We start from the raw sequence: 10722 nt of genomic DNA on the forward strand, positions 1-10722 counted from the left end.
GAGGAGCATTAGTGCCCCTGATTACGCCGAAAGTGTGCAAAACCACCAATTGAGGAGCACTAATGCACCTGAGTCATGAGGCGGCCGGAGATCCGAAAGCTTACCATAATAATGCCCATGCTCCGGGTCCCGGATGTGGGTGCGTGCCTACACTAACAGGCTTCATAGGACAATTCTCATTCATTCCACTGCCGGATGTGCAATAGAATGGAATGGGGAAGCGTGTGATGATCAAGCTTTTCCCGGAAAGGATGAAATGCAATGCAGCGAAAAATCAATCTGCTCCTGCTGCTGTTCAGTCTGCTCGGCGCGGGTGTAGCGTTTGTGCTTGGTGAGCTGCTGCTGGACCGCAGGCCGTATGATTTACCTCAGATGGTGCTGGTCGGCATTTATTTTGCTATCGTGGCTTTATGTGTCGGAATAGGCGCTCTGGTCGCAGAGACGATCTCGCCAAGGCTGAACGGACAATCCTGGAAGCTGCGTTACCTGGGCACCTCGTGGAAAATGTTCCCGCTCATGGTCGTGCTGCTGCTCGGCGTGGGTACGCTGACCGAGTTCGTGTACGAGCTGAACTTCGGCGGCAGCAAGCCGGTGAAGAATGTCGTCATGGTGATCGATGATTCCGGCAGCATGTCGCAGAGCGACCCGTCAGACAGGCGCTACGCGGCGGCCAAGAATCTGGTGCAGCAGCTCAAAAAAGACAACAAAGTCGCGGTAGTCACCTTCAGCAATGAAGCTTCCGTGGTCCAGCCGCTGCTCCCGCTCTCCAAAGCGGCGAACCGCGAGAAGGTGATGGAGGTAATCAGCAGCCTGAAGACAACCGAAGGCGGTACGAATATCAGCGGCGCGTTGGCTGAAGCGATGAAGGTGATTCATGAAGACGGCGCGGACCGCGGAGCGATGGTTATTCTTTTATCCGACGGTGTCAGCCAGTTCAATACCTCTACGGAGCTGACAGACTATGTGGCGCGGGGAATCAAAGTGAATACAATCGGGCTGGCCCTGGACGATCCGTCCGGCGCAAATCTGCTCCAGAATATCGCCAGCGGTACCGGCGGACAGTATTATGATGTGGCCGATGCGAACCGGCTTGGCGACGTATTCCAGCAGATTTATGACCGTCTGGGGGACCGCACACTGCTGACTGAACGCAGCGACCAGACCGCGGACAGCCCTTATTATGCTGTGGTGCGTGTGCTGGCCTTGATGCTGCTCGGTACGTCGCTGGGGCTGGGCCTTGGCATTGTGTTCGATAACCGGCATCTGGCCCGGAGCTTCAGTATCGGGGGCGCGGTCTCGGGACTTGTGGCGGGGCTGATCCTCGAATCCGGCCTGAACGGCGACACGCTCTGGGACCCTATAACCCGGTTGCTGGCGCTGCTCGTTCTGGCGGCTATTCTCACCTTGTTCACATATATCGTACCTGTAGGGGAAGGGCGCTTGTCGCGCCGGGGAAGAGCTGCGGGGGCTGCTAATGCGCCTGTGGACAGTATTCATTCACCCCGCCGTAACCGCGGCAGTAAAGGGTTCTAAAGCCAGATGCAGGGAAAGGGGCAGGTTGCCATGAAGTACGCCGAGGCAGACGCTGGAGCACCGGTGATTACCGAAGTTGTATCCAGAGTAGAGGACCGGTTCTGTACGCTGCGCTGGCGCTGGCCGGACGGTGTACAGGCGGTATATATTCATAAGGCCTCTGCGGAGGCGCCGGACAGTCATGAGCATCCGCCTCCGGGCATGAAGCTCTACACGCGTGAAGAATACAAAGCGAATAACGGGTACCGGGACCGGCTGGACGAGATCGGAATGGTGGCTTACACCATTTATGTGCGGCTCAGTGAGAATGGGGAGACGCTGCTGGTCCGTCAGCAGGATGGCGGGAACCGGGCGCTCGTCAGCGCGGGCAAAGCGAGGATCTACTATGCGTTCCAGCACAAAAAAGGGTTGTTCAGCAAGCTGAAAACCGTGCAGATGACGATTACTGCCGAGGTGCCGGTACCAAAGGAAGTGCTCTGCTATGTCAAAAAGCGGGATGCGCATCCATCCTCCAAGGAGGACGGTGCAAGGTTCCCGTTCGTCCAGGACTTCGCTCCCGGGCGCAACCAGCTCCCGCCGATTGAGGTCGGCAAGGACGACTTCATCCGTATTTTTTTCACCGACGGGCCAAAATACGGGACGTATTATGAGCTTGTTCCCGAGTGAGCGGGAGCAGCATACCGGGTGCTGAAACAACCCTGAGGAGGATGAGAGATGTCTTTTTTTAGCCGTTTCATGAAGAAGAATCAGCCTGCAGCGAGGCCGCTGTATTACGATATTGTCTGCCCGTTCTGCTTCACCCGCTTTGAGCCGGAGGAAGTGGTGTTCCGGGCCATGCACAGCCGTGAGGATGATGAGAATTATGCGCTTGGTGAGGATGATCTGCTGAATAAATACCGGGAGCGCTTCGGCCTCGATACGGTGGATGATATGGAAGCGGTTCTGCAGCCGGCGGATATCCCGGAGGAGTATCATCATTATACCGACAACGTACTGACCGGGCTCACCGACCGCTATGGGGTGATGACCCGCAGACGGCTCTGTCCGTCCTGCCATAACGAGCTGCCTGTAACGGCTGGCAAGGTGCCAAGCAATATTATTTCGATTATCGGCGCTTCCCAGGTCGGGAAGTCGGTCTATATGACCTCGCTGATCCATACGCTTCAGCATACAACGGCAGGGCATTTCGACGCAGCCTGTATGCCGCTGAATGCTGAGATCAGCCGCAAATTCCGCACCCTGTATGAGGAGCCGCTGTTCGAGCGCGGGGATTTGCTGGCGTCTACCCAGAAGGAGAAGATGCAGGAGCCGTTTATTTTCCAATTCATCTTCAAGGATGAGTCCAAGCCCCCGCTGACGCTGGTGTTCTTCGATGTAGCCGGTGAAGGCATGGTCGATCAGGATTACTTAGGCCTGCACGGCCAGCATATTAAGAACTCCGCAGGGATACTGTTCATGGTCGATCCGCTGCAGATCCGTTCGGTCCGGGAGAAGATCCGCATTAACTTCGGCGACCGCCCGGGAGAGTGGGTATCGCAGTATGATGAGCCGCGTGATGTGGTGCTGACCATGTTCGGTGATTTCATCGCCTATCAGGAGAAGAGCAAGACCGAGATTCCGACCGCAGTGGTCTTGGCCAAAAGCGATATGCTTCACTCCCTCAAGGATGAGGATGGCGACTACATCAAGTCGAACAGCAATGTGTTCAACAACTACGTGCACCGCAAAACGCTGAATATGGACGAGTTCCACAACATCGACGGTGAGATCCGGCGCTTCATTGAGAAGGTGGACCGTCCGTTCAAGGATACGATGGATGTGTATTTTGCCAATACGGGGTATTTCGCCGTGTCTGCGCTGGGCAGCAATCCGGTCAATCAAAGGATAGAGGGTGTGGTCAGTCCGATCCGGGTCGATGAGCCGTTCATCTGGCTGCTGCACAAGCTGAATTATATTGAGGGGAGCGACGGGCCGTGAACAGATTGTCAGGGTCCATGATCACCCAGCAGATGTATACCCGCGAGCGCCGCGGCGTGTACCGGTCTACAGAGGGCTTCGATACAGTAGCGAAATCGGAGAGTCTCGATAATAATTTTGTCAAAAAAATCCTGCATCCCTTCTGTCTCTACGATGCCCCGGCTGAGCTTACGGCGCGCGGCGAGAAGGATGAGGAGCTGTATCCGGCTGCGCTGCACCTGTTCCATACGGAGAGCAATGAGACTGTGATCGGAGAGAGCCGTTATCTGGCGGCGGATTTTACGGGGCAGCGGAGCGCTTTTTTTGCCCATAATTTCGTGGTGCCGCCTATCCGCTCCGAAGAGATTGTCGAGGGGTATGGAAGCTGGCTGCACGCGGGGTTTGCCCGGAGCTATGAGGGGGAGCCTGGCGGGACCCTGCCTGAGCTGGAGTCGATTCCCGTGGCAACCCGAGAGCTGGACGTGCCGTCAGATCCGCGCAGCGTGCTGTCCGGTCTAGGATTCACAGAAGAGCTGTTCAAAGCCCTGCTGCAGGCGGTAATGCTGTCCGTAGCCGGGAAGAAGAAAATCTATGTAGCGCTGGATGTGCCCATCAGTGAGCTGTCGCAGCGTGCAGTCCGGCTGACGGAGGTACTCTTCGCTGCGCTGCCGTATGACTTCCGCCGCAGGCTGGGAGTGATCACGTATGCCAAGGAGCCGCAGAGCCGCAAATATATTCATCTGACCTTCGTGGAGAAGGGCTCTCTGCGTCCGGGCGACCGCAATATCGAGAAGGATTATATCTTCGATCTGGCAGGCGCAAGGTTCCTGAATACCGACTTCGGCGAGTCGCGGCAGATCTATGCCGATCTGGCCTGGAAGACGCTGGTGGAGAAGGGCGGAAGCCTCCGTGATTTCGCTAAGTTTGCCGACAGCCTGCTGCTCGGGGAAAGTGCGGAGCGTAAGCTGTCGCTGGCGCTCTACAATGAGCTGGCGGTTTTTTATGAAATTGAGCAAGGCAACGAAGCCTTATATACAGACAACAAGAACGCTATACTTAGCGGCTTGCTGTCCTATCTGAAGCCGGAGGGGAAGCTGGACTCGCGGGTGCGGCTGAATGATATGTTCCTGGAGCGGTTCGACCGCGAATATGATCTGATCCGCAAGAAGGGGATTCCGTCAGTGGAAATCCTGGAACAGTTCAAGGCGTATTACGCGCTGCCGGGCCATAATTACCGGGTGAAGATCGTCGATTACTTCATCAACGGGATGCTGAACTGCCAGTCCGGGGGCCGGGAGGATGTGCTGGCGGCGGCTTACGGAATTATTGAGAGCAATGCGGAGCTTAGTGAGGCGTTCTTCAAAAAAGTGCTGTCGCAAGCACTCTTCCGCAGAGCGCTGTTCGAGCCGTATCTGGAATCCAGGCTGGCTGCTGCTGCCGGAACGGCGGATATCCTCCGCCTGGTAAGTCACTTCGGCCGGAGTCTTCCAGAGGTGCTTCAGCAGGCAGCGGTACGGGATACCTTCAAGGAATATCTGCTGGAGAAGCTGCAGCGGGAGCCTGAACCGGTAGCGGCGGTAACGGCTGTTCATGAAGCGGTCCAGCAGGCAGAGAAGCAGCGCCGCAGAGGCGGTGTATACCCGGAGGCCTTGTCCGTTATGGAGGAGCTGGGCACCGTTGCCGACCGCTTCCTGCTGAACCGGCTCTCGCTGGACGAGCTGACGATGGAGCAGCTGCTGGAGATCTCGTTCCTGCGTTACCGGGATACGGCAGACTGGCAGCCGCCGCTCGACGCGATTGCGAAGCGCAAAGCGAATGCGCTGCGCGCGGCCTACCGCTGGTTCGGGGAGGAGTCGCCGGACGAGGAGATTTTTGCCGGATTGACGCCGCGTGAGCTGGACGATGTACAGCTGCTCGGCGCACGGTGGCTGAAGGAAGCGCGGAGTCTTGAGCCGTTCGACAGGCTGCCGCTGGCCTTCTATCACAGCAGTGAACGTGAAGGCGGACCGCTGGATTATGATGCGCTGCTGGATCTGGTGGTCCGCAAGGCGGGCAATGACAAGGAGACAGTGTACCGGTTCCTGGACTGGTCGCAGCATAGCTGGCTGTTCGCAAGCTCAGGCAAGAAGCTATGGCCGAATTACAAGCGGGCCGTGCTGCGGTATTTCCTGAAAAGCGACCGCGAGGCGTTCAAGAACCGGGAATTCCGCAAAACCCATCTCGACACAGCAACGCCTGCCATGCAGACTGTCTACAATGAAGCCCGCGCCCAGCTGGCTTCGCCGCTGGCGCGGTGGGTCAGCCGCAGCCGATTTCAAATCCTGATCTCAGGGAGCATCCTCGGGATCATTCTGATTGCGGCGGTTATCCTGCTGAGCCAGCTTGGGGGACGCGGCAAGGATACAGCTGCGCCGGTGGCCAGCCCCAGCCCGCTTCCGGCAGTGACCGGACAAGCCGCTGCAGCGGCCCCGGTCTCTGTCCGGCTTGTCGGCGGTGATGGAGAGACAGGCGGGAATAACGGCGGTGATGCGGGAACTGGCGGAAACGCGGACGGTGGAGCAGGAAGTGGAGAAGCGGGTAAGAATAACGGCGGTGATGCGGGGGGCGGAGAAGCGGGTAAGAATAACGGCGTGAAGCTGTTGTTCAGCTTCACTGATGCTGCGGAATGCTCCGCCTTCAAGCCGGAGCGGGTAGGCGTGGAGTCCGCCAGCGGCGTTACGGACTACGAGGTCAAGGCAACGGTTAGCAGTTGCCAGGTTGCAGCAGGCGCCGGAGTAGACGGCGATGCGAAGGGTGAGACAGGCGCTGGAGTAGACGGCGATGCGAAGGGTGAGACAGGCGCTGGAGTAGACGGCGATGCGAAGGGTGAAGCAGGCGCTGGAGTAGACAGCGATGTGAAGGGTGAGACAGGCGCCGGAGTAGACGGCGATGTGAAGGGTGAAGCAGGCGCAGGAGTAGACGGCGATGCAGATAGTGGAGCCGCCGCCTCTCCAGCGGCGGCGGGGACTCCTCCGTCACGCGTATACGAGGTGACGGTGGAGCTATCAGCAGGCGCGAAGCTGGCGGCAGGTGATATGATCACCGCCGGAAGATACTCGCTGAAGCTGGAGGCAGATCCGGGCAGCGCCCCGGAAGCTGCAGCCACAGCCGCGCCTAGTGCAGAGCCATCCGCTTCTGCAAGCCCGGAAGCGGACACGGACGCGGAATAAAGCTGCGGCATTAACAGGCTGTTTAAGCTTTTAACTAATGAGCAGGTAAATCTTCGAGTAAAGCAAATCGACGGGCGCTACTGACTAACGTAATTGACTGCCGTAATCGACTGCACCTAACGACCGACGTTATCGACTAATGCTACTGAGTCACTTAGCCGCCTCACCCAACTAACTGACGTTTTTGACTCGTTATCGAGTAATGGTCCTGAGTAACATTGCTTACAGAGATAGGTGTACTCTGTACAACTAAAAACAGTGAAAAAGAAGGCGTACCTCTCTTAATTGTATTCCATACAACTAAATTTGCCCGAAAGGGCGAAAAGCCGGGTACATAAGCATTTTAGGTGTACGAAATACAGCTAAAGGTACATTTGGCGGTAAATCAGACAGTTTAGTTGTACAGATTACATTTAAGCATAACGTGGGGAGCTAGTTTGGCACATTACGGTAGAATGGGTATGGCAGGCTGAAATATGTGAAATGTAGAAGATAGTTATGCTTATGTCCGAAAGAAGCTGCTCAATTGAACTTTGTACACTAGAATGAGGCATGTTGAGCCTTATATGGCGTTCTGTTGTATTTGGTGCAGTAGATTTTTGGGATTTGGCCCGGCTGAGGGGAATTTGCTGTAATCGGTGGTATGGAGTGCAACAGAATGCGTTAACGGCTGCTTTTATACTAATTCTGATGTACGGAATACAATCGGCCTTCTGCCGAGGTTTCCATAGGTTCGCCATCGAGTTGATTACAGCAGACCAACGTCTTGATCAGCAGCAGAAGAGTAACTTTTTATAGTCCTGAATAGTACGATGTGCCGGGGAGGGCATGTGCTGTTCAGGATTTTTGTGCGGAATGGGCTGAGTCTTGGGGGAGGTGGAATAGATATAGCTTGTCTATAGACATACAGGGGAATAGTCGATATGATGGTTTGAGAATATTAAAATTTAATAAGCTTGAGGAAAAGGTGCAGATTGCCTTAGAGACCGCGCGCTGTCGCCAGCAGAAGCTGGCAGGGCTATGTCTAATAGAAGAATCTGCTTAAAAGGGAAGCCCGGTGCAAGTCCGGCGCGGTCCCGCCACTGTAAATACGGAGCGACTCCTGAGGAGCCACTGTCTGCTAAGCGGATGGGAAGGCGGGGGAAGCGGTGAAGTATGAGCCAGGAGACCTGCCTTTTTCATTGTTGTTTCTATTCTTCGGGGGTAAGAATGTGGAAGCAGAGGCTGATATCTGATATTGGCGAGGGCTGTATGCGCTGTATTGTATGTAATGTGGGAGAGCAACCGGCTCCCTTCAGCCGCCCTATGCGAAAGTTCTTCCCCGGCCGCCCTGCACAGGGCGGTCTTTAGGTTGCTGCTCTGTGTGCAGAGAAAGCAGGATTTATCCATTCTATTTCAGGAAAGAGGTTAGTTATGAAGAACCATTCTCTATCATCCAGGTTCACACGGCTGGGACTTGCTGTTATCATGCTTTTTGCACTGCTGGGAGCAGCTGTAGCCCCAGCAGGACAAGCTGCTGCTGCACAGGCAGGCGGAACTTCCGCACCAGCGGTATCTGCTCTGCCCGCAAGTGAGGCAGCCAGCGTAACCGCTGCGGTCTATGCTACTGCGGAATTCATGCTGAAGAACGGAGTCCAGTCCGACTGGCAGGCGATTGGCCTTGCACAAGCAGGCTACAAGGTACCTTCCAGCTATCTGAAGGCGCTTGAGGTTAAGGTGAGTGAGGCTAAGGGTGTTTTTGCCAGAGCTACGGATTATGCCCGGATCACGCTTGCCGTTAAGGCACTGGGCGGCGACCCTGAGAAGGTGGCAGGCTACAACCTGATTGAGAAGCTCTACAATCACGATGCAATCACTGGCCAGACGCTGAATAATCCGGTTTATGCACTGCTGGCTCTGGATTCCGGCAGTTATACCATCCCGGCAAATGCGAAATGGACACAATCTAAGCTGCTGGCAGAGATTCTGGCCAAGCAGAACCCGGACGGCGGCTTCACCCTGACCACGGGTGCGAGTGATCCGGATATGACAGCGATGACGCTGAATGCACTGGCTGGACACAAGCAGGAAGCAGCCGTGAATACTGCTGGTCAGCGGGCAGCCGCCTGGTTGTCTAAGGCACAGGACAAGAACGGCGGATATGGCGACAGTAGCGAGAGTGTAGCTCAGGCCATTATCGGTCTGTCTGCCTTCGGCATTGATCCGGCAGGAGCAGAGTATACCAAAGGCCAGATTAATCTGGTCAGCAAGCTGCTGAGCTTCAGTGCAAAGGATGGCGGATTCGTCCACACTGCGGGCGGCAGCTCCAATCCGCTCTCCACGGAGCAGGCACTGGAGGCTTTGGTAGCGTACAAGCTGTTTGGTACAGGCGGTAAGCTCTTTGATTTTAGCGGCACACCTGTGAAGAATCCTCAGGTAAGTGTCGCGGTTACAGTTGAAGGTCCGAATGGAACGTTGGCTGAGGGCAGCGTGTATGCTGGAAATGTGCTTAAAGCACTGGAAAAGACAGCAGCAGCCAAGCGCCTGGTCCTGGTCAATGAAGCAGGCAATTATGTGACGGGGATCGGCGGCGTGATTGCAGGTACTTTTGGCGGATATGACGGCTGGATGTATGTGGTTGCGCGCGGCGGAGCATGGATCTATCCAAGTGTAGGGATGGGCGACTTCGCACTGGAGGAGAATGACCGCATCGTGGTCTATTATGGCGGAGACAACACGCAGGTGGTTGATGCCGTAACCGTGACTCCCGCACAGCCGCAGCCTGGACAAGATCTGAAGGTGCAGGTAACCCAGAAGCAATGGGTCTGGAATGAGGCGACCTTCACCTCCGATCCGGTAACTTCACCGGCAGCAGGCGTACAGGTAACCATCGGCGGCAAAACAGCAGTTACAGATGCTGCGGGCGTGGCTGCTCTTGCTGGTGGTCTTCCGGCGAATAAATATACCCTGACGGTTACGGGATATCTGAAGGATAAAACCCCGGCCATCGTCCGTCATACGGTTCCGGTAACGGTGGCTTCTGCTGCGGCGGACCGTCCGGCTTTTGCCGATGTGAAGTCGATTTCGCCTTGGGCGCTGGAGTCTGTATACACGGCGTATGACCGCAAGCTGATGAATGGTGTGAGTGAAGGCAGTCTGATGTTTGCACCGAAAAAGAATATTACCCGTGCTGAATTTGCAGCACTGCTGCTGCGCTTAACCGGGAACGAGCCGTCTGCGGCGTCTTCCGCTGGGGCCTTCAGTGATGTTAAGGCCGGTACATGGTATTATGGAACAGTGAACCGGGCAAAAGAGCTTGGAATCATTAGCGGCGTGACAGCCACGGCGTTCAAACCGGACGGGCTGGTTACGCGCCAGGATATGGCTGTGATGATGGTTAGAGCTTTTAAACTGGATGCAGCTGGAGCGGAAGCCGGAGCAGGCGCGGGTAAGTTCAGCGACGAAGATAAAATTAGTGACTATGCATTGTCCGCTGTCCGTACGGTAACGGGACTTGGATATATGAGCGGCACCGGCGGCGCATTCGAGCCTGCTGCTGTCGTAACTCGTGAGATGGCTGCTGCCGTAGCGGTTAGGTTGCCATAGTTCTTAGTTGGTAGGGAGCTGACTGTACTGTATGCTGGTATTGCACGCTGGTACTGCATGCTGGGGCCAACGATAAGTGGATAAATGACATCTAACTTGGTCTAATTTGCTGTAGAGCGGGAGCTAGTTGGATAAATGACACTTATTCAGGGCTGAAGCTGCAGAAGGTTGAGGTATGGGCTAAATTAGATGCTGTAAATCCAACTAATGGCTGCCAGATGCGTAATCAGGATAATTAAGTGTAGAAAATCCAACTAAAGCATCCGTGCTGATGAGCCGTTGAGGCGTATAGGGTTGCTGAAGCGCTGAAGACTCGTTAGAGTGACGGATTTGCTTGGAATTTGTTTGGATATGTGTTGAAAAGTAAGCATAAGGTGTATGAAGGAACGGGGAACAGGCTGACTGCCCCCGTTCTTTTCCCTTTTTGTGGAGGTGTGCA

At 55.5% G+C, this 10722-nt stretch carries 5 protein-coding genes and 1 riboswitch; all 5 genes read left to right on the forward strand.

Going from position 1 to position 10722, the window contains the following annotated elements; translation table 11 throughout:
* Positions 1-261: 261 nt before the first annotated feature.
* The 5 genes from MKX63_RS17335 to MKX63_RS17355 all read left to right on the forward strand — a co-directional run bounded on the left by MKX63_RS17335 (position 262) and on the right by MKX63_RS17355 (position 10283).
* The gene (locus MKX63_RS17335; protein ID WP_341018854.1) at positions 262-1533 is read left to right on the forward strand and encodes a vWA domain-containing protein; all 1272 of its coding nucleotides are present in this window, start codon (positions 262-264) and stop codon (positions 1531-1533) included.
* A 30-nt stretch (positions 1534-1563) separates the two neighbouring features.
* Positions 1564-2199, forward strand: a complete 636-nt coding sequence (locus MKX63_RS17340) for a beta-mannanase (protein WP_341018855.1) — start codon at positions 1564-1566, stop codon at positions 2197-2199.
* A 48-nt stretch (positions 2200-2247) separates the two neighbouring features.
* Complete coding sequence (locus MKX63_RS17345; RefSeq protein WP_341018856.1) at positions 2248-3510, forward strand: hypothetical protein; 1263 nt, start codon at positions 2248-2250, stop codon at positions 3508-3510.
* Complete coding sequence (locus tag MKX63_RS17350; protein ID WP_341018857.1) at positions 3507-6698, forward strand: GAP1-N2 domain-containing protein; 3192 nt, start codon at positions 3507-3509, stop codon at positions 6696-6698. The genes MKX63_RS17345 and MKX63_RS17350 overlap by 4 nt, the downstream gene beginning before the upstream one ends.
* A gap of 998 nt (positions 6699-7696) precedes the next feature.
* Positions 7697-7889: riboswitch (cobalamin riboswitch) on the forward strand.
* 222 nt (positions 7890-8111) lie between these two features.
* Complete coding sequence (locus MKX63_RS17355; RefSeq protein ID WP_341018858.1) at positions 8112-10283, forward strand: S-layer homology domain-containing protein; 2172 nt, start codon at positions 8112-8114, stop codon at positions 10281-10283.
* Positions 10284-10722: the final 439 nt, after the last annotated feature.

The organism is Paenibacillus sp. FSL R7-0179 (assembly GCF_038002265.1).
Taxonomy (GTDB): domain Bacteria; phylum Bacillota; class Bacilli; order Paenibacillales; family Paenibacillaceae; genus Paenibacillus_AQ.